Genomic DNA, 18,489 nt, shown 5'->3' with positions numbered 1-18,489 from the left:
GCGATCATGGATGGCGGCGTCGTCCGCCGCGTGATCGCCACCGCGGCGGGGGCCGCACTGCTCTCGGAGCTGATCGCGCGGCACGGTCCCGTGCTCATCCACCAGTCGGGCGGGTGCTGCGACGGGTCCAGCCCCATGGTCTACCCCCGGCACGCGTTCCGCCTCGGCGCGTCGGACATCCTGCTGGGCATGATCGGCAGCACGCCGGTCTATATCGGCGCGGCGCAATTCGCGGCGTGGAAGCATACGCAGCTCATCCTCGATGGGGTCGACGGGCGGGGCGGCATGTTCAGCCTCGATAACGGAACGGGCCGGCGCTTTCTCTTGCGCAGCCGCGCCTATGACGAAAGGGAAATTGCCATGTTGCACCGGGCAGACCGCCTTCGCGCGATGCAGGGCGCGCTCCTACACGATGCCGACGCATTCTGGCTTTGCGAAGCCCGCCGCCTCGACTGGAGCGTGTTCCCGACCCGCGCCGACGAAAGCAGCTTCGACGCGCATGATTTCGGCATACGCTGGTTCGCCGATGGCATGCTCAACGTGTCGGTCAATTGCCTCGACCGGCACATCCCCGCGCGTGGGGACCAGTAGGCCATCGTGTTCGAGGGCGATGAGCCGGGAGAAGGGTGCGTCCTGACATATCGCGAATTGCACGCGAAGGTCTGCCGCTTCGCCAATGCGTTGAAAGCCAACGGCATAGGCAAGGGCGACCGGGTCGTCCTCTACATGCCCATGGTGCCGGAGGCGGCCATCGCGATGCTGGCCTGCGCCCGGATCGGCGCGGTGCATTCGGTGGTGTTCGGCGGATTTTCTCCCGACAGCCTGGCCGACCGTATCGTCGACTGCGGCGCGGCCTTGATCGTCACCGCCGACGAAGGCACGCGCGGCGGCAAGCGCATCCCGCTCAAAGCCAATGTCGATCTCGCCCTCGACCGTGCGCGCGATGTCCGCACGGTCATCGTCATGCGGCGCACCGGGGGCGCGGTCTCGATGACCAAGGGCCGCGACATCTGGTGGCAGGATGCCTGCGCCGCGGTGTCCGCCGATTACCCGGCCGAGCCGATGGAGGCGGAAGACCCGCTTTTCATCCTTTATACCTCCGGCTCCACCGGCAAGCCGAAGGGCGTCGTCCACACCACCGGGGGCTATCTGCTGTGGTGTACGCTCACCTACGATCTGCTGTTCGGGCCGGAAAAGGGCGGGGATGTCGCCGACGATCTGTTCTGGTGCACCGCCGATGTCGGATGGATCACCGGGCATAGCTATGTCGTTTACGGCCCGCTTTCGAACGGGGCGCGTACGGTCATGTTCGACGGGGTGCCGAACTATCCCGATCCGGGCCGCCTGTGGGAAACGAGCGAGCGGCTGGGCGTGACGATCGTCTATACCGCGCCGACCGCGATCCGCGCGTTGATGCGCGAAGGCGACCGGTGGGTGACGGCGCGCGACCTTCGCGCGATACGCTTGCTGGGAACGGTGGGCGAGCCGATCAATCCCGAGGCGTGGAAATGGTATCACCGGACGGTCGGGCGCGGCGAATGTCCCATCGTCGACACCTGGTGGCAGACCGAGACGGGGGGCGCGCTGATCGCGCCGGTGCCGGGGGCAACCGACACCCCGCCGGGAAGCGCGACCCGGCCTTTGCCCGGCGTTTATCCCGAACTGCTCGATGGCAATGGTCACGTCCTGCCCGGCGCGGCGGAGGGCAATCTCGTGCTCACCCGAAGCTGGCCCGGACAGATGCGTACCGTCCACGGCGATCACGAACGGTTTTTTCAGACCTATTTCAGCACGTTTCCCGGCACCTATTGCACCGGTGACGGCGCGCGGCGGGACGCGGATGGCCATTACTGGATCACCGGGCGGGTCGATGACGTCATCAATGTTTCCGGACATCGCATGGGCACCGCCGAGGTGGAGAGCGCACTCGACGCGCATGACAGCGTCGCCGAAGCCGCGGTCGTGGGCATGCCGCATGCCATCAAGGGGCAGGGGATCCACGCCTTCGTCACGCTCAATGCCGGGGAGGAAGGGGGCGACGCCCTGCGCTGCGAATTGCGGGCGCTGGTGCGCCGCGAAATCGGCCCGATCGCCACGCCCGACATCATTCAGTTCGCACCGAACCTGCCCAAGACGCGTTCGGGCAAGATCATGCGGCGCGTGCTGCGCAAGCTCGCCGAGGGACGGTACGATCAACTCGGCGATCTCTCCACGCTCGCCGACCCCGCCGTGGTGGAGCAATTGCGCGCGGGCACGAACACGCCGTACTGAGCGCCGTCATTCGCCTCGCGCGCGCGTGCCGAATTCAAACTTGAAGGGTGGTTTGATGAATCCGAATTTTCTTTCGCCATGCCGCCCTGCCTCGAGGGCACTCCGGCCATAGCCAGCCCCATACGCTCGCGCGTCACGTTCGGTCGGGTAGGGATACATGATCAAATGCCCGGCTTATTGCCCCAGTGCCGGCAAGTGAATTCCGTCCTTCACACAGCAAGGCCTCATAGCCAGCCACCGATTCGGGGCGAAGCCAGCTCAACTTGATGGGTCTTTGCATGCGCTCCCGATCAAACGCGCTGCAAATACGTTTCACCTACGGGGAGCACCCGCCGGAATTGGGCAGCGCATCAAATGGCGGAAAAGCTGGTGCACCCGACAGGATTCGAACCTGTGGCCTCTGCCTTCGGAGGTCTAAGCTACCCAGTCTAGCGCGGTTTCCCCGAGATTGAGCCGGTTAAAGAAAGCTCGACTTTCTGCGGGTTTACACTAGAAAACGGTCTCGCCGGGTATCGGCGGGGCTTAGCGCAGCGCGCGCTTTTGAGTTCCCCGGCGTTTCCCCGAATGGTTTTGGAAGAAGCGAGATGGAAGCGACAACAACAGCCGTGGAGCACGACGCGAAGCGGGACACGATCACCGATAAGGCGATTGCCAAGCTCAAGGCCGAGCCCGGGAAGCGCCTCGAGTGGGCCGACACCGTGGTGCCGCAACTCCGGCTCCGGGTCAGCGACAAGGGGGCGAAGCACTGGTCAGTGATCTACCGGGTCTCTGGCGCTGGCGACGGCGGCAAGAAGGGGCCGATGCGCCGAATGTCCTTGGGCGATTATCCCCGCGTGACCATCGCCAAGGCCCGGGACGCGGCGCGCGATGCTCTCGACGTTGCGGAGAAGGGCTTCAACCCGGCTGTTCAACGCAAGACCGAGGCCATCGCCCGGAACGAGCGGACCTTCGAGGCCGTGGCCGAGAGGTTCATCGACGAGTACGCGAAGGAGGAGCAGAAGGAGTGGAAGTCCACGAAGGCCTACCTCGACACCTATGTCGTGCCGCACTGGCGCGGGCGGCCGGTCGATGAGATCAAGCGCTCGGACGTGAACGCGCTGCTGGTGAAGGTCCGCGCGCAGGCAATCGAGCGAGCCCGGGAGCGGGCGAAGAAGGCGGGCAAGCCGAGGACCGACGAGCGCCACGAGCTGAGCGGTCTCTAGGCCGCCCGGGAAGTCCGAAAGCGCATCCGCACGCTGTTCAACTGGGCCGGGGAGGAGGACCTCGTGATCTTCAACCCCGCGCTCGTGATGCCCACGAAGAAGAAGAGCGCGAAGAAGTCGCTCGCCTACACGGCCCGCCGTCGCGCGTTGTCGATGGACGAGCTGCGCCGCGTGTGGGACGCGGCGGAGGAGATCGGCTATCGGTACGGCCGGGTGATCCAGCTCCTTATCCTGACTGGGCAGCGGCGCTCTGAGGTCGCCAACCTGAACACCGATTGGCTCGACATGAAGGAGCGATGCGTGACGGTCCCGGCGTGGCATTACAAGACCGACCGGCAGCACACCTATCCGCTCTCGGCCCCCGCCGTCGCCATCATCGAGGCGCTCCCCAGCTACAAGGCGCTGCCGAAGAAGCTGGACAAGACGCACTACCTCTTCCCCACCGACAAGGGTGACCGTCCGATAAGCGGCTTCTCGAAGGCTAAGCTGCAACTGGACGCGAAGATTGCCGAGCTCGGGGAGAAGAAGGGCCTGCCGCCGCTCGAGCCATGGACCGTCCACGACATTCGCCGGTCCGTTAAGACCGAGATGTCCCGGCTGGGCGTCCCCCACCTCCATTCCGAGCAGGTCCTCGGCCACGTCCTGCCAGGCATCGGTGGCGTGTACGATGTGCACGACTACATGGCCGAGAAGCGGGCAGCGCTCGACCTGTGGGGCGACCAATGGGCATAGAGCCGGACCCCGAGACGCGGCAGCGGGCCTCCGAGGCATACTGGGCAGCGGAAGTGCCGTTCCAGTCCAGCCGCAATTCGGCGGACGCCCGCGAACGCATCCGCAACATCAAGTCGCAGGCGGGGATAGACGGCTTGGAGCCGCGTCTCCGGGAGCTCTGGGACTGGCACGTCAAGTACCAGCGCGGCTTCGCTGAGATGCCCTTCGAGATGCAGAAGGCTGAGTTCCTCTTCCTACAGGTCGAGGAGGCAGTGCCAGAGCTCGAGATACCCGCGCCATACGGCCGCCGGGGGTACGACGCCTATCAGGCGGCCGCCGTCCCGCTTCTGGCTTGGTGGGAGGCTGGCGGCAACCGCGTGACTGCCAATCGCGGGCGAGCCGCCTCTAAGGAGGGCCGGAAGCAGCCCAAGCCGAGCGCGGCCGTTTCCTTCCTCGCAGCGGAGTTCCTCCGCATCACCCCGGACCTCGGGGACCGGGCGCTCGACGTGGCGTTCAAGGTGGCACAGCGACACATTCGTAATCGCACGACATTACGGTAATTTCTTCTAGGCCGCGCAGCGGCGAGAACCTCCTCAGACGAGAAAAGCCGTCGATAGAGGAGGTCAACATGACCCAGCGCCAAGTATTGCTGACGCTGCCCGAGGTGGTGGCGATGACACGGCTGAGCAAGCCGACGATCTACAAGTACATTGCCGACGAGGAACACGACTTCCCGAAGCAGGTCCGCCTCGGCCCGGGCCGGGTTGTTTGGGTGAAGAGCGAGATCGACCACTGGCTAAGGCAGCGGATGAAGAGACGGGACGAGGACTTCGATAAGTTCGCCGCTCGCATGTCGGAGGAGCTCGGCATCCCGGTGACAGTCGCTAAGCGCCCCTCGGACACCGCCTGACGGCGTGCCTCGGGCCGCCCAAACGACAATTCCGCCAATCCTGAAAGGGAAGGACGGACCGTCCGGCTTCATGACGTAAGCCGGACGGCCCTAACCATCGGCGGGGCAGGAGAACCCCATGAGTGACGTTATACCCGGCGCGGAGCCGGGACCGAAGGCCGAAGGGTTGAGCGCCGATACGCTCCCCGAGGCCAAACTCGAGGAAGCCGTCGCGCATCTCGCCCGCGTCCGCCCCGGCGGGCTAGTCGCGTTGACGGCCATCCCGCCGGACGGCGGCCCGACAAAGACCCAGACATTCGGCCCCGGTGACGAAGGCGCGGCCCGTCAATGGCTCGAGGACCGAACGCGCGAGGGGATGAACCTCTATTGGACCGTGAACCCGACCCGCGGGCGCATTCGGTCGAAGGCCAAGAAGGAGGACATTGAGAACCTCGACTGGATCCACGTGGACATTGACCCGGTCGATGGCGCTGACCCGGCCGAGGCGCGGGCAGCAGCGCTCACCTTCCTCGGAGACTACAAGCTCCAGCCCACCCTAACCTTGGACAGCGGCGGTGGCATTCAGGCGTTCTTCCGTATTGAGGAGCCGGGCCTGTATATCGGCTGCAACCTCGAAGTAGCCGAGCAGGCGGAGTGCTACACGCGGCAGCTCGAGGCCGAGCTCGCCAAGATGATTGCGGAGGACCCCGAGCTCCGCGCCCTGATAAGGGTCGATGGCACTCACGATTGCTGCCGCCTCATGCGCCTCCCGGGCACGATCAACCGGCCCAACAAGAAGAAGCGGGACGCTGGCCGGGAGCCCCGGCTCGCCTCGGTGGTCGAGTATCACCCCGGGCGGGTGTACTCCTTGGGTGACGAGCTCACCGCCGCGCCACCTAGGAATGCCTCTCCGAGTGCCGGACAGCCGACGGTACAGCTCGAGGGCGATCCACCACGCCTGCGCGACCTAGACGAGCTCCCTTCCGCTGTGACGAACCGGACCCGGATGCTGATCGTGCAGGGCGATGACCCCGATGACCCGTTGCGTTACAATTCGCGCTCGGAGGTGACCTTCGCCGTCTGTTGCGAGCTCGTCCGGGCGAATTGCAGCAACGAGCAGATCGCGCTCGTCCTTCTTGACCCCGATTTCGGAATATCGGCCCACACCCGCGCGCAGAAGGGGGCGCTCAAATATGCGGAGCGCCAGATTGAACGAGCGCGGGCCGAGGTCGAAGAGCCGATGCTCGCCCGGCTGAATGCCGACCATGCGGTGATTATGTCCTACGGCAACGCCTGTCGCGTCGTCTCGTGGCAACCGAGCGAGGTGGACCCGAACCGGCAGGAGATGGTCGTCCAATCCTTCGCTGACTTCAAGAACCGCTACCTGAATGTCCGGGTCCAGACCGGCCAGACCAAGGAGGGCAACCCCGTCTATTCGCCAGCCGGTAAGTGGTGGCTCGAGCATCCCCTCCGGCGGCAATATCGCAGCGTTGTGTTCCTGCCGAACGAGGAGGTGGACGACCGCTTCGAGTACAATCTCTGGCGCGGTCTCGCCGTACAGCCGCGCGCAGGCGAGTGGCCCCTGTTGCGGGAGTTGATCGAGGACGTGCTCGCAGCCGGAGATCGGGACGCGGCCAAGTACCTGCTGAATTGGGCCGCCTATTCCGTGCAGCACCCGGAGCGGCGGGCCGAGGTGGCGATAGTCCTCCGGGGAGGCAAGGGCACCGGCAAGAGCACCTTCGGTCGCCTTATGAGCCGGATATTCGGCCAGCACGGCACGACCATCGCGAGCTCCCACACCATGACCTCCAACTTCAACAAGCCGCTGCACGACTGCTGCCTGCTGTTCGCGGACGAGGCGCTGGCGCGGGGTGAGAGCAAGGCCGAGGGCATCATCAAGAGCCTAATCACCGAGCCGAACATCATGATCGAGCCGAAGGGCGTGGACCCCTTCCCGTCGCGCAACCGGCTCAAGGTCATCATCGCCTCGAATGACGAGTGGGTTGTGTCCGCCAGCGCGGACGAGCGCCGCTTCGCCGTGTTCAACGTGTCGCCGGACAAGGCCTTCCCGCCGGGGAGCCCCGAGACTGACGAACGAGTGCAGTGGTGGATCAAGTTGAACGAGGAGATCGACAACGGCGGCCTCGAGGCCTTCCTGCACGACCTAATGGCGATGGACCTAGGCAACTGGCATCCGCGCCTCGATGTGCCGCAGACGGTCGCCTTGCGTGAGCAGAAGATCAAGACGCTCAAGCCGATGGAGGAATGGCTGCTGGACGTAATCGAGGCGGGGATTATCCCCGGGCAGGCTCCGACCGGGGCCGAGCTCAACGTCCGCTCGTCGAATGGACGGGACCGGCGCGACGGACTGCCGGGGCCGCAGGACACGAGCGAGCGCGACCGGCGCGACGGGTGCGCGGGGCTCTATGACCTGTTGCGGCAGTCCAGCCCCGCGCTTCGCAATGTGTCGGACGCTCGGCTCGGTGCCTTCCTGCGGGAGTGGGGCTTCGAGAATTACAAGCACCAGCAAGCGGGCGACTACTGGCGGGGCTGGGCATTCCCGCCGCTTGCCGACCTCCGCAGGCGGTGGCGCAAGGCCTTCGGCGCGTGGGACTTCGATGAACCCGAGGACGGCTCGGAGGCCACGTGGGCGAACGCCGCGCCGTACTGACCCCGGGCCAGACGGGTTCGCAGACGGGTTAGGCTTGCCCGAAACCACGCGTTTCTTGGACCGCAGACGGGTTAGACGGCTAGACGGGTCGCGCGGCAATTCAGCCCGAAAGGGAGCCAAAGGGAGGCTCGAAGGCGGAGGTCTCGGTTATTCTCTGACCTTCTCTCTAACCCGTCTAAGCCGTCTAAGCCGTCTGCCGCCAGTATTTTTGTGGCCCTCGGGCAGACGGGTCGAGCCTCCGCAGACGGGTCGAGCCGTCTTGTTGGGCATTTGTATGGGCGAGGTGGTCTGCCGCCCGCCGTTTGCTGCGTTTGTCCCCGCGCGCGCGGGCGCGAGATCGGGCCGCCCGCAGCCGGGAGCTTTTCCTCTTAGAGGCCCAGCCCCGCCTGCGACGTTTCCAGCGTTCCTTGGGCTTCTTGTCGCAGCGCCGTTCCCCGGGGCATCCGAGGGGAAACGCGGCCGCTATTATCAACGCTCCGCCGTTCGTTCCGTTGGCCTCGCCAGCTACTCTTCGCACATGAAGCTGACCGACCGCCGCAAGAGGGTTTTCCTCGCAGAGCTCGCCCGCCACGGCATCATGGCGCGCGCCGCCCGGGCCGCCAGTCCGCGCGCGTCCGCCCGGTACGGTGCATTGCAGACCTTCAAGGATGAGCGCGACCGTGACCCGGAGTTCGCGGCGCAGTGGCAGGAAGCGGTCGAGGCGGCCGAGGCCAGCATCGAGGCCGAGATTTACCGGCGCGCGCAGGAGGGGTGGGAGGAGCCCATCTTCGGCGGCCGCCACAAGGAGAAGATCGTCGGCACTGTCCGCAAGTATTCGGACCGCCTGCTCGAGCTGCGCGCCCGGGCGATGCTGCCCGCCTACCGGGAGACGCACGGCATCGCCGTGAACAAGCAGGTGACGCACACGGTCGATGCCGGTGTCTTGGGCGATGCCGTGGCGAAGGTCGCTCTCCAGATGGCCGACAGCCTCCGCCCGCAGCTTCCGGCTCCGGCCCGGGTGATCGACCATGAGTAGGGACAGCGCCCTCGACCTCCTCGCCTTCGCGGTGGGCTACCGGCTGATGTCTCCCGGTGAACGCCGCGCGCTGCGCATCTCGGTCCTCTACGAGATGGGCGAAGCAGCGCCTGCGACCCCCGAATTGGCCGTCCTGTGGCATGAGGACCGGCTGATTCGGGGCGAGCGGGAGCCCACCAGCGTCTATGACCGATGGGTCCTGATGAAAGCCCGGGACGAGGAAGCGCGACCCGCATTCGATGAACAATTCTGGCGCGCCCGGCGCGCTGACCTCGAGGGCGCAGGCTTCGAGCCGAAGGAGGCGCGCGACGTGATCGCCTCGGTGCGCGCGTCCTTGGGCAACCCCACAGGAACGGAAGGAGACGACAATGGGAATTTTCAAGCAGCAGCGGCCTGATGGGTCGGAGCCGGAGACCGGACAGCCGGACGCCGAACACACCGACCGCCTGCGCGAGATCGCGGCCGAGAAGGTCGAGGCGGCGCGCGCCTCTCGGAGGCCATCGCGGCCGCCGGGGAAGCGATGAGCGCCCTCTTCGACAGCGACCGGGCATTCCTCGCTGAGTACCGTCAGTGCTACGGGGCTGAGGCGCATTCCGCGTCCCGCTTGATGCACCAGTTCCGGGGGACCCTGTTGGGCGACCTCGAGGTGTCCGCGCCGGACCTCCTCCGCCACCTGAACCAGCCGCGACAGTCCCGAGCGAAGGCCCAGACCATCGCCACCCTGATAGCCCGGCAGGTCGAGAATGACCTGTCCTCCCTGCCCACTGAAAAGGAACCCGCACAATGACCCTGCCCAAGAAGATGGTCGTCCGCGACATGACCGTGAACGAGATTTCGACCGTGGACGTGCCCGCCGTGAGGGGCGCGACCGCCGTGATATTGAAGAGCACAACCGCCACGCTGCGCAAGAACGCGGCCGAGGTCGCGGCTGGCGAAGCCGCCCCGCTGTACAAGGCGGCCGAGTACGCAGACGCGATGATGGTACGCGCCGGGGAGATCGCCCTCGAGAAGGGCTGCACCCCCGGCAAGGCCCTCCTCGATTGCTCGGACACCGACCCGGTTCTGATCGAGCTGGCCTGTGCCGAACGCTCGGCAGAGATCGCCTTTCGGAAGGCCCGCACCGATGCGGTCTATGAGAGGAGCGACCGATGGAGCTGACCGAGGAGGCGGTCCTGGGCCACTACGTCGCCACCTTCGACGAACGAACCCGGAGCGCGCACACCGTTGCGCTCTCAGCCGCCATCGCCACGGTGAAGGACCGCTGGCCCACGCTCGAGCTCGTCCGGCGCGTCTCGCACATCTACGGCGTGATGGTCGAGGAGCTCGCTGCGTTCTTCGGGCTCATACGCCAGCCCGGGGAGCGGGAGGTGTGGGTGGACGTGTTCCGCTCGCCCGACAACCAATCGCTCGTCCGCGACACGATGAACGCGGGCCAGCGCCGGGCCTACGGGACGATGCTGGTGATGCTCGAGGTGGCGTGAAACAGCGGCCCCGGACATACCGCAAGCGTCGGGACGTGTTCGATGAGCTCGTCCCGACCGAGACGCGGCCCTGCCTCCGGTGCCGCAAGCCCTTCGAGAGCGAGGGGAACCACAACCGCCTGTGCTACGCCTGCGCGAATGCGGACGTGAGCCCCTATGCTGTTTAGCGCTGGAATAGGAGACACTATCGTGAACAATGCCGCCCTGTCGAATGCCTCGTGTACCGAAAACGCAGCCCGGTACGCGGAATGGTGCGAGAAGGCCGCCGCGTGTACCTTTGGGCAGTACCTCGAGCTCTACCGGCACCATTGCGACCCGCGCGGTGACTTCGCGCGTGACGGCTTCGACGATACAGGCTTCCCCTCCGGCGCGAAGAGCTGGGAGACGGTCGAGAGCTACCTGTTGAGCAAGCGCGCGTGTATCGAGGCATTCGAGGCCGGACGCCAAATCTGGCGCTCGTATGTCCGCGATATGGCACAATGGGGTGACGAGGAGCTTGTCGCCGCGTGGGAACACGAGAGGTGCTCGGGCTTGGCGGTCGCCTAGCCGTCGAGGAAGGCCCGGAGCCGGGCGGCCAGTGCGTCGAGGTCCGCGATCTCGCATTCCCACACCGTGGCGCTGGACCACCCCATGCCATCTAGCGCGATGCGCGCCGCCTCGTCCCGTTCGACGTTGCGCGCCAGCTTGGGTGCCCAGTAGCCCGTGTTGGAGCCCGGCGTTCGACCTTCCCGGCACTCCGCGTGCTGGTGCCAGAAACAGCCGTGAACGAATATGACCTTGCGCCTCGGCCCAAACACCAGATCGGGCTTGCCGGGGAGATCGCGCCGGTGGAGGCGGTAGCGGTAGCCGAGGCCGTGGAGCATCCGGCGGACGATGAGCTCGGGCTTCGTGTCCTTGCTGCGTATCCGGCGCATATTCTCGCTGCGCCGCTCCGGCGTCAGCTTGTCAGCCATCCCGAGAAATGCCCGCCTCCTCGGCCAGCCGCCACTCCTCGTCTGTCTTGGGCGTGTAGGAGATGTACTCGCCCCGGCGACAGAACGGCAGGCCGAGCGCCTCGATAAGCGCGGGGTGCTTCGTGCCGGTTAGCAGGAGGATGCCCTTCTCGAGCAATCGGTCCCGGCTCCCCCGGCCGTTGTCCGCCCGGGTCCGGCGTGTGAAGTCCTTCTGCCGGGCCGTCGCGTCGATCACGTCCCGCGTGATCGGCCGCTCTTGAACCTCCTCGAACAGCGCCATGACACGTTCGTTGCCGGAGCGGGCGGAGGTGATCCGCTCCGTCGCCTCCGGGGAAACCGTGCGCCAGAAGTTGGGCGGATAGGGATGCTCACAAAGCAGCCAGAGGATATGCTCGAAGCCGGTTGCGCTGATTCCCCGCTTCGCGTCCCGATTGCCGACGCCGCCGTGCATCACCTCGGGCCGAATGACGATGAGGCCCACGTAGCAGAGCGAGCGCTCCTCGTCCGCCGCGATGATGAGGCAGGGGTGTCCGTATGCCTCGGGCGGGATTGTCCAGTTATCGCCGGTCGTGAATTTGATATCGACATCGTGGCCGAGGATGATCGTATCGAGGAGCCCCTTCTTGAGCCGCAGGAAGCGGCGCACGACAATCTCGACGTGCGTGCCAATGAAAGTCTTCTCGACCTTCTCGAGCTCGTTGAAGTCCCGGCGGCCGGTGCGCGGCGTATTGATGAGCGCGTCGATGCATTCGCGCAGCATAATCGGCATCTCGGTCGAGAGCTCGGCCCGGCCGCCCGCCTTGCGGTCTATCTCGTCTGCAATGCTCTTGAGCAGCTCGTAATCCGGGTGTCCCGGAACGACTAGACTTGCTGGTATCCTCTTGCGCAAAACCACCCCCGCGAAACTGTCGGGGGGTGGCTAGCACATTGTGAGATCGGGATGAAGTTAGGCGCGGCGCTTGGCGACCGCGGGATTGGCGAGGGCTGTAGCCACCTTCTCCGCAACGGCTCGAGCGACCGGGGGCGGGAAGGCATTGCCCACCTGTCGATAGGCGGCCGTCTTGCGGCCCACGAAGCGCCAATCGTCCGGGAAACCCTGTAGCCGCGCTACCATCGGGACCGTGAGCCGGGGCATTCCCACAAAATCCCGCTCCGGCGGGGCATCGGCCAGCGTCTTGCCGTTGACCCCGAGGGTGGCCCATGCCGCCTTTGCTCTCGTTGGGCCGAGGTCCGGGCCGCCGTGCTTCTTAGAGCCGCCCACCACCGTCGGCGCTATCTCGTCCGCCCGATCGCGCCACTTCTTCGCGCCGCGCCAGCCATCGGCCGCCATCTGGTCGTAAAGGGTTTGGCCGACCGTCGCCGGGTTATGGGCCTCCGCTTCGGGCCAATCGAAGGCATCGACGTACTTGGATTGAAGCGCGACAATGACGACACGCGGCCGGAGCTGCGGGACGCCGAAGTCCGATGCGTTGAGCAGCCGCCAGTCTGCCTCGTAACCGAGCTTCTTGAGCTGCTTCTTCAGCCCCTCCCGGTAATCGTGGAACACGGCGCTGAGGAAGCCCCGGACGTTCTCGATCATGACAGCGCGGGGACGCGTGGCGTCGATGATGTCGAGGGCATCCGGGAAGAGGTTGCGCTCGTCGCGCTCTCCGAGTTGCTTGCCAGCGAGCGAGAACGGCGGACAGGGGAGCCCGCCTGCGACAAGGTCCACGCCCTTGAAATCGGCGGCCCGCTCCTTGAACACCCGGAGATCGTCCTCGATCACGTTCCAGCTCGGCCGATTGGCCCGGAGCGTCTCGCAACAGCTCGAATCAATCTCGACCAGCGCCTCGTGCTCATACCCGGCCTTCTCGAGACCAAGCGCCTGTCCCCCGGCCCCGGCGCAGAGTTCTAGCGATGTGAGCATGACGTTCCCCTGATTCACGATTTGTTCTTCACTGCCCTATTGAATCGAAAGCCGGGGATCAAGGCAAGAGATTGTTCATCCCTGTCCGGGGAAAACGGGTCCAGCCGCGTGACTCGAGCGGGAGTCTCTGCGGCACCGAGAGTTCCCCTGCCGTTTCCCCGAGCTCCTCTGGGGCCGAGGATTTCACATCTAAGCTGTTAAAAAGGTTGGCGCACCCGACAGGATTCGAACCTGTGACCTCTGCCTTCGGAGGGCAGCGCTCTATCCAGCTGAGCTACGGGTGCGTGCCGAACGCGATTAGCAGGGTGATGATTGGCTGACCAGCCCTTTTCAAAGGGCGTCGGCACATTCGGGCCGGGAATCGAAAAATCCGCCATGAGCGTGCATTTTCACGGGGCGCAAACGTCCCGAACGCTTGCCAGGTTCGTATTTTGTTCTTTAATACGTCACCATGTCCGATTCGCTTTTACATACCACGCCCGCGTCCCCGTCCCCGTCGGCGCCATCGACACGGGCGCAGGCCGTCGCGCGCGGAATCGGCCGTCTGTTCGCGCGCAACGATATCTGGACCCTGCCGGAAGTCCCGCTGCGCAATGGGCGGCGGGCGGATCTCATGGGGATGGATGCGAGCGGGCGTCTCATCATCGTGGAGATCAAGGTGGCGCGCGCCGATCTGCTCGGCGATTCCAAATGGCCCGATTATCTGGACTATTGCGATCGGTTCTACTGGGGGCTTTGCCCGTCGCTCGACCGGGCGTGCATGGACATGCCGGAGTTCATGCCCGATTCCTGCGGGCTGATCGTGGCCGATGGCTATGATGCGGAAATTCTTCGGCCCGCGCCCTTGCTCACGCTCGCGCATGCCCGCCGGAAGAAAGAGGTGGAGCGGCTCGCCCGCATCGCCATCCGGCGCCGGCAGGTGGAGTGTGACCCGCAATGCGCACCGTGGGGCCAAAACGAACTGAGCTGAGTGTCTCGATGCGCTTCGCCATTTGAATGGCGGCGCTTTGCCGCTAAGGCACGGGGCATGAGCGCGACGATACCGGGATGGGTTCTGGCCATGGGAGCATCGGCCCTGGCAATGACGGCCATCGTCGCGGTGCGCTACATGCTGACGAGCGGCGGTTTCGCGCTCGCCACGCGGATGACGCGGCCGGGTCATTATAACGGGCTGAACGCGCAGATCGGCAAGGAGATCGGCTGGTCGCTGCTTTCCGCCGCGATCTACGGCATTCCGGCGGGCATCGTCGGCTGGGGCTGGCAGGAGCGCGGCTGGACCCGGATCTACGACGATGTCGGTGCCATGCCGCTGTGGTGGTTGCCGGTGTCTCTGTTCATCTATCTCTTTGCGCATGACAGCTGGTTCTACTGGACCCATCGGTGGATGCACCGGCCCGGCCCGTTCCGGATGATGCATGCGGTCCACCATGCCAGCCGCCCGCCGACCGCGTGGGCGGCGATGGCGTTTCACCCGTGGGAGGCGCTCACCGGGGCGGTGGTGATCCCGGCGCTGGTGTTTCTCGTTCCGATCCATGTCGGCGTGCTGGCTCTGGTGCTGGCGATCATGACGGTCATGGGTGTGACCAATCACATGGGGTGGGACATGTTTCCGGATGCCGTCGTTCATTCGCGGTTGGGGCGCTGGCTGATAACGGCGAGCCATCACCAGGTGCATCATCACCGTTATGCCTGCAATTACGGGCTGTATTTCCGGTTCTGGGACCGGATATGCGGCACCGACCGCGGGATTGCACCGCAAGGATGGGATCGTAAGCGATGAAATTTTTCGGGCCCGCGTTACGGCACCGAGCGTTCAGGCAGACAGCCAGGATCGCCGCATTGCCGGTCATCGCCTTCACGCTCCCCGGCGCGGTCGGCGCGGGCGATTTGCGGGTGACGGTTACCGATCTGCGCAATCACGACGGCAAGCTTTTCGCCTGCCTCGCCCCCGTGGCCGAGGCGTTCCCCGATTGTGCGCATGACGGGCGCAAGCAGGTGATCGGCGCCGCGGGCGAGCCCCGGCTGGTGTTCGAGGACGTGCCCCCCGGCCAATATGCGATCGCCGTATTTCACGACGAAAACGGCAATGGGCGCGTGGACAAGACATTGATGATGCCGCGCGAAGGGTTCGGCTTTTCCCGCGATGCGAAGGTGCGCATGGGCCCGCCGCGGTTTCGCGACGCGTCGTTCCGCGTCGGCGCCGATGGCGGGCGGCAATCGATCCGCATGCGCTACATGCTGTAACGCCGGCGGTCTTTTTCTTGCCAGCCCGGCGCGCCTTGTGACAGGACACGGGGCATGACCGATGCTCCGCTCCTGCGCTCCGCCCTTTACATGCCAGGTTCCAACGCGCGCGCGATCGCCAAGGCGCGCGCATTGCCTGTCGATGCGATCGTCCTCGATCTCGAGGATTCGGTCGCGCCCGAGGCCAAGGCCGACGCCCGCGCGCAAATCGTCGCCGCATTCAACGACGGCGGTTTCGGTCCGCGTTACCGGGTGGCGCGGATCAATGCCCACGACGGCGCATGGGGCAGGGCGGATCTCGCCGCGCTGGCGCAGGCGCCGCTCGACGCCGTGCTGGCGCCGAAAATCGACGATGCCGCGGATGTGCGCGACCTTGCCGATGTGATGGCCGGCGCGGGCTTTGCCGATGATGTCGCGCTGTGGATCATGGTGGAAACGCCGCTTGCCGTGCTCAACCTGGCGCAGATCGCGGCGTGCGCTGCGGATACGCCGCTGGCGGGGATGGTCCTCGGCCTCAACGATCTGGCGAAGGACAGCGGCATCGCGCAATTGCCGGGCCGCGCGGCGTTTCAGCCCGTTCTGACCATGGCGGTGCTGGCGGCGCGGGCGCATGGGCTGATCGTGCTCGACGGGGTGTGCAATGCGCTCGACGACGAGGACCGTCTGCACGCCGAATGCCGGCAGGCGCGCGACGGCGGTTTCGACGGCAAGACATTAATCCACCCCCGGCAGATCGCGACGGCGAACGCGATCTTTGCCCCTTCACCGGACGAAATCGCGGAGGCGGAAGCCATCGTCGCGGCGTTTGACGACCCGGCACATGCCGGGCGCGGCGCGATCCGTGTCGACGGCAAGATGGTCGAGCGGCTTCACCTCGCCCAGGCCGAGGTCCTGCTCGCCCGCGCGCGGCGTATTGCCGCCCGGCCGCAGGATCCGCCCGCGGAAGGTCAGGCGCAGGGGCGGAATTAACCACCGGTTTACCCGAAGCCGATAGCTGTTGTCGCTTCAAGTGGCGACGACGGGAATGGCAATGTTGAACTGGAACGGTGAAAATCGCCGCCGGAAATGGCAGGACGAATTTCCCGCCGACGACGCTTCCCTCGACGCGATCGCCGATCCGGACATGCCCGATGCCGCGCAAATCGGCGATGACGCGCCCCCCGCCATCGGACAGGACGAACGCCGCATGCAGGTTCGCGCCTATAATTGCTGGGCGCAATTGCTGGGGCAGGGGCGCTATCCGTTGGTGAGCGCGATCAAACCGAACGAGAACGACGATTTCGGGCCGTTCAGCGTCATGCTCGATTTCGCGGCGGGAATCGAAAACCCGCTCGTCTCGCATCTGGGCGCGGCGCTGGCCGATGAATGCGGGGTCTCTGCGCCGGGCACGATCACGCAGCTGTCCGATGTGCCGCCCCATTCGCTGCTGTCGCGCGTGACCGATCATTATATTCAGATCCTCGCGCATCAGACCCCCATCGGGTTCGAGGCGGAATTCGTCAATCGCGAGCGGCGGATGGTTCTGTATCGCGGTATCCTGCTTCCCTTTTCGCGCGACGGGCGGGGTATCGACCATGTATTCGGCGTGCTGAACTGGAAAGAAATGGTGGAAGAGGACATTCTGGGCGAACTTCGCCACGAGCTGAGCCGGGAAGGCGGGGCAATCGCAGCAGGCGGTGAGCAAGGCAAGCGCATGGGGGAAAGCGCGGCGCAGATGCTCGACGCGTGTCCGACGGTCGGGCTGGACGCGCTCGATACGATCGGGCCGGAATATACGCTCCTGCTTGCGCGGCGGGACGGTGCGGGGCGGGTCGGGGTGCTGGGCGAACTGCCCCATGACGACAGGCTCGTCACGCGGGCGGCGCGCAATCTGCTGGCCTCGTCCGGCACGAAAGCGAGGGTGCGTCGTTGATGACCCCATGACGCTGTTTGAAAGAGAACCACGCCTCGTTCCCTATTTCGGTTATCGCAACACCCACGGGCTGAGGATCGAGGCGCGCGCCTTGCGCAATCGCGAACCGCGGTGGGACCATTCCGCCAAATGGCGCAAGATCCGTGCCCTGCTCGACCATTTCGCATCGCGGGAGGAGCCGCGCCTGCCGGTGACGCTCCTGGTGCGTTCCCCCGACGGCATCACCGCCCGGTATGAGGGCGTGACGAATGACGAGGGTTTCGTGGCCTTCGATATCGCGCTCGACAATTGGCCGATGCCGCCGACGACACGGTGGGAAACGGTCGAATTCCACTGGGCCACGCGGGAGGGTCCGCAACGGGCCGACGGCTTCGTGCTCGCGCCCGGCACCGACACCGACCGGGCGATCATATCCGACATCGACGACACCATCATCGAAACCGGCGTGACCGGCGGCCTGCGCTCGGTCCTGCGCAACTGGAACAGGCTTCTGGCGCAAATGCCGGCTGAAAGGACCGCGGTTCCGGGCGTCGATACGTTCTATGGCGCGCTGGCGGGCGGGGGCGAGGACGGCGCGCATACGGGTGAGGCGGGTGCGGAATTGCGCGCGACGCGGCATCCGTTCTTCTACGTGTCGTCCAGCCCGTGGAACCTGTTTTCCTATCTCGTGACCTTCATGAAGACGCGCGGCCTGCCGGTCGGTCCGATCCATTTGCGCGACTGGGGCTTCAACCGCGCGACGCTCGGCTCGTCGAGCCACGGTACGCACAAGGTCGACGCCATCGACCGCATTCTCGCGTTCTATCCCGAAAAGCGGGTCCTGATGATCGGCGACGATACGCAGGGCGACCTCGTCGCGTTCAGCCATGTGGCGGCGCATAATCCGGGCCGCGTCGCCGCGATCTTCATCCGCATGGCCGGCGACACCCATTCGCCCGAGGAGCAGGCGGCGAAGAAACGCATTGCCGATGCGGGCGTGCCGCTGTGGACCGGTTCCGCCTATGACGGGGGGCAGGCGTTTCTGGAGGAGATCGGCCTCGCCCACGATGGGGAGGCGGAGCGGATCGTGGCCGCCGCCGAACGGAATGACAAGAAGAGCGCAGCCATCTGACGCGCCCGAAGATCGGCGCGCCCGGCCGGACTTTCGGGCGGTAGAAGGGCGAGAATCGCGGATGCTGCCGGCATGACGGCTGCGGCGCGGGCGCTGCGTGGCTTGTCCTCGTCACGCGCTGGC

At 65.8% G+C, this 18,489-nt stretch carries 20 protein-coding genes, 1 tRNA gene and 1 pseudogene; 18 read left to right on the top strand and 4 right to left on the bottom strand.

Annotated features, from left to right (window positions below):
- The first annotated feature begins 6 nt into the window (after positions 1 to 6).
- From acs to JD971_RS02905, 12 genes and pseudogenes are all read left to right on the top strand, one after another.
- A pseudogene (gene acs / locus JD971_RS02960) lies at positions 7 to 2,271 on the top strand (acetate--CoA ligase).
- A gap of 584 nt (positions 2,272 to 2,855) precedes the next feature.
- Positions 2,856 to 3,473: an Arm DNA-binding domain-containing protein gene (locus tag JD971_RS02955; RefSeq protein WP_202085823.1), complete on the top strand. Its 618-nt coding sequence runs from the start codon at positions 2,856 to 2,858 to the stop codon at positions 3,471 to 3,473.
- A 63-nt stretch (positions 3,474 to 3,536) separates the two neighbouring features.
- Positions 3,537 to 4,205: a site-specific integrase gene (locus JD971_RS02950; RefSeq protein WP_202085820.1), complete on the top strand. Its 669-nt coding sequence runs from the start codon at positions 3,537 to 3,539 to the stop codon at positions 4,203 to 4,205.
- Positions 4,196 to 4,744, top strand: coding sequence for a hypothetical protein (locus tag JD971_RS02945; protein WP_202085818.1), 549 nt, complete (start codon positions 4,196 to 4,198; stop codon positions 4,742 to 4,744). The genes JD971_RS02950 and JD971_RS02945 overlap by 10 nt, the downstream gene beginning before the upstream one ends.
- Positions 4,745 to 4,812: 68 nt before the next feature.
- Positions 4,813 to 5,094, top strand: a complete 282-nt coding sequence (locus JD971_RS02940; RefSeq protein ID WP_202085816.1) for an AlpA family transcriptional regulator — start codon at positions 4,813 to 4,815, stop codon at positions 5,092 to 5,094.
- Positions 5,095 to 5,212: 118 nt separating this feature from the next.
- A complete protein-coding gene (locus JD971_RS02935) occupies positions 5,213 to 7,744 on the top strand; it encodes a primase-helicase family protein (RefSeq protein WP_202085814.1) in 2,532 nt (843 codons plus the stop codon).
- 517 nt (positions 7,745 to 8,261) lie between these two features.
- Complete coding sequence (locus JD971_RS02930) at positions 8,262 to 8,759, top strand: hypothetical protein (RefSeq protein WP_202085812.1); 498 nt, start codon at positions 8,262 to 8,264, stop codon at positions 8,757 to 8,759.
- Positions 8,752 to 9,156, top strand: a complete 405-nt coding sequence (locus JD971_RS02925) for a hypothetical protein (protein ID WP_202085809.1) — start codon at positions 8,752 to 8,754, stop codon at positions 9,154 to 9,156. Before JD971_RS02930 ends, JD971_RS02925 begins: the two co-directional genes overlap by 8 nt.
- A gap of 123 nt (positions 9,157 to 9,279) precedes the next feature.
- Entirely contained in the window at positions 9,280 to 9,546 is a 267-nt protein-coding gene (locus JD971_RS02920) for a hypothetical protein (protein WP_202085807.1), read from the top strand.
- On the top strand, positions 9,543 to 9,917 hold the full coding sequence (locus tag JD971_RS02915) for a hypothetical protein (protein WP_202085805.1): 375 nt from the start codon (positions 9,543 to 9,545) through the stop codon (positions 9,915 to 9,917). Before JD971_RS02920 ends, JD971_RS02915 begins: the two co-directional genes overlap by 4 nt.
- A complete protein-coding gene (locus tag JD971_RS02910) occupies positions 9,908 to 10,240 on the top strand; it encodes a hypothetical protein (protein WP_202085803.1) in 333 nt (110 codons plus the stop codon). The genes JD971_RS02915 and JD971_RS02910 overlap by 10 nt, the downstream gene beginning before the upstream one ends.
- Positions 10,241 to 10,396: 156 nt before the next feature.
- Complete coding sequence (locus JD971_RS02905) at positions 10,397 to 10,786, top strand: YozE family protein (protein ID WP_202085801.1); 390 nt, start codon at positions 10,397 to 10,399, stop codon at positions 10,784 to 10,786.
- Here the strand turns inward: JD971_RS02905 and JD971_RS02900 are convergent.
- The 4 genes from JD971_RS02900 to JD971_RS02885 form a co-directional block, all read right to left on the bottom strand.
- On the bottom strand, positions 10,783 to 11,193 hold the full coding sequence (locus tag JD971_RS02900; RefSeq protein ID WP_202085799.1) for a very short patch repair endonuclease: 411 nt from the start codon (positions 11,191 to 11,193) through the stop codon (positions 10,783 to 10,785). The two genes, JD971_RS02905 and JD971_RS02900, sit on opposite strands and share 4 nt — an antisense overlap.
- The gene (locus tag JD971_RS02895; protein WP_202085797.1) at positions 11,186 to 12,082 is read right to left on the bottom strand and encodes a NaeI family type II restriction endonuclease; all 897 of its coding nucleotides are present in this window, start codon (positions 12,080 to 12,082) and stop codon (positions 11,186 to 11,188) included. The genes JD971_RS02900 and JD971_RS02895 overlap by 8 nt, the downstream gene beginning before the upstream one ends.
- 57 nt (positions 12,083 to 12,139) lie before the next feature.
- The gene (locus tag JD971_RS02890) at positions 12,140 to 13,099 is read right to left on the bottom strand and encodes a DNA cytosine methyltransferase (protein WP_202085794.1); all 960 of its coding nucleotides are present in this window, start codon (positions 13,097 to 13,099) and stop codon (positions 12,140 to 12,142) included.
- Between the two features lie 207 nt (positions 13,100 to 13,306).
- Positions 13,307 to 13,383, bottom strand: a tRNA-Arg gene (locus JD971_RS02885).
- A 167-nt stretch (positions 13,384 to 13,550) separates the two neighbouring features.
- On the opposite strand from JD971_RS02885, the gene JD971_RS02880 reads away from it, so the two are divergent.
- The 6 genes from JD971_RS02880 (at position 13,551) to JD971_RS02855 (ending at position 18,366) form a co-directional block, all read left to right on the top strand.
- The gene (locus JD971_RS02880) at positions 13,551 to 14,069 is read left to right on the top strand and encodes an MmcB family DNA repair protein (RefSeq protein WP_202085791.1); all 519 of its coding nucleotides are present in this window, start codon (positions 13,551 to 13,553) and stop codon (positions 14,067 to 14,069) included.
- Positions 14,070 to 14,126: 57 nt separating this feature from the next.
- Positions 14,127 to 14,879: a sterol desaturase family protein gene (locus JD971_RS02875; protein WP_236672239.1), complete on the top strand. Its 753-nt coding sequence runs from the start codon at positions 14,127 to 14,129 to the stop codon at positions 14,877 to 14,879.
- A gap of 59 nt (positions 14,880 to 14,938) precedes the next feature.
- Complete coding sequence (locus tag JD971_RS02870) at positions 14,939 to 15,343, top strand: DUF2141 domain-containing protein (RefSeq protein ID WP_236672238.1); 405 nt, start codon at positions 14,939 to 14,941, stop codon at positions 15,341 to 15,343.
- Positions 15,344 to 15,397: 54 nt separating this feature from the next.
- Positions 15,398 to 16,312 carry a CoA ester lyase gene (locus tag JD971_RS02865; protein ID WP_202085787.1) on the top strand — a complete coding sequence of 305 codons (915 nt, stop codon included), beginning with the start codon at positions 15,398 to 15,400 and terminating at the stop codon, positions 16,310 to 16,312.
- A gap of 61 nt (positions 16,313 to 16,373) precedes the next feature.
- Positions 16,374 to 17,255 (top strand): hypothetical protein, encoded by an 882-nt coding sequence (locus JD971_RS02860; protein ID WP_202085785.1) that lies wholly within the window; start codon positions 16,374 to 16,376, stop codon positions 17,253 to 17,255.
- A gap of 7 nt (positions 17,256 to 17,262) precedes the next feature.
- A complete protein-coding gene (locus JD971_RS02855; RefSeq protein WP_202085783.1) occupies positions 17,263 to 18,366 on the top strand; it encodes an App1 family protein in 1,104 nt (367 codons plus the stop codon).
- Positions 18,367 to 18,489 lie beyond the last annotated feature (123 nt).

It is taken from the genome of Croceicoccus sp. YJ47 (genome assembly GCF_016745095.1).
Classification (GTDB): Bacteria; Pseudomonadota; Alphaproteobacteria; order Sphingomonadales; family Sphingomonadaceae; genus Croceicoccus.
Note: the sequence above shows the minus strand (reverse complement) of the source record. Positions and strands in the feature narration are given on the sequence as shown.

Bases quoted from the DNA above. Each gene is read 5' to 3' on its own strand.
- JD971_RS02930 (WP_202085812.1), top strand. From the start codon at position 8,262: ATGAAGCTGACCGACCGCCGCAAGAGGGTTTTCCTCGCAGAGCTCGCC.
- JD971_RS02890 (WP_202085794.1), bottom strand. From the start codon at position 13,099: ATGCTCACATCGCTAGAACTCTGCGCCGGGGCCGGGGGACAGGCGCTT.
- JD971_RS02905 (WP_202085801.1), top strand. From the start codon at position 10,397: ATGCTGTTTAGCGCTGGAATAGGAGACACTATCGTGAACAATGCCGCC.
- JD971_RS02855 (WP_202085783.1), top strand. From the start codon at position 17,263: ATGACGCTGTTTGAAAGAGAACCACGCCTCGTTCCCTATTTCGGTTAT.
- JD971_RS02875 (WP_236672239.1), top strand. From the start codon at position 14,127: ATGAGCGCGACGATACCGGGATGGGTTCTGGCCATGGGAGCATCGGCC.
- JD971_RS02915 (WP_202085805.1), top strand. From the start codon at position 9,543: ATGACCCTGCCCAAGAAGATGGTCGTCCGCGACATGACCGTGAACGAG.
- JD971_RS02860 (WP_202085785.1), top strand. From the start codon at position 16,374: ATGTTGAACTGGAACGGTGAAAATCGCCGCCGGAAATGGCAGGACGAA.
- JD971_RS02865 (WP_202085787.1), top strand. From the start codon at position 15,398: ATGACCGATGCTCCGCTCCTGCGCTCCGCCCTTTACATGCCAGGTTCC.
- JD971_RS02920 (WP_202085807.1), top strand. From the start codon at position 9,280: ATGAGCGCCCTCTTCGACAGCGACCGGGCATTCCTCGCTGAGTACCGT.
- JD971_RS02945 (WP_202085818.1), top strand. From the start codon at position 4,196: ATGGGCATAGAGCCGGACCCCGAGACGCGGCAGCGGGCCTCCGAGGCA.
- JD971_RS02910 (WP_202085803.1), top strand. From the start codon at position 9,908: ATGGAGCTGACCGAGGAGGCGGTCCTGGGCCACTACGTCGCCACCTTC.
- JD971_RS02880 (WP_202085791.1), top strand. From the start codon at position 13,551: ATGTCCGATTCGCTTTTACATACCACGCCCGCGTCCCCGTCCCCGTCG.
- JD971_RS02955 (WP_202085823.1), top strand. From the start codon at position 2,856: ATGGAAGCGACAACAACAGCCGTGGAGCACGACGCGAAGCGGGACACG.
- JD971_RS02935 (WP_202085814.1), top strand. From the start codon at position 5,213: ATGAGTGACGTTATACCCGGCGCGGAGCCGGGACCGAAGGCCGAAGGG.
- JD971_RS02940 (WP_202085816.1), top strand. From the start codon at position 4,813: ATGACCCAGCGCCAAGTATTGCTGACGCTGCCCGAGGTGGTGGCGATG.
- JD971_RS02925 (WP_202085809.1), top strand. From the start codon at position 8,752: ATGAGTAGGGACAGCGCCCTCGACCTCCTCGCCTTCGCGGTGGGCTAC.
- JD971_RS02900 (WP_202085799.1), bottom strand. From the start codon at position 11,193: ATGGCTGACAAGCTGACGCCGGAGCGGCGCAGCGAGAATATGCGCCGG.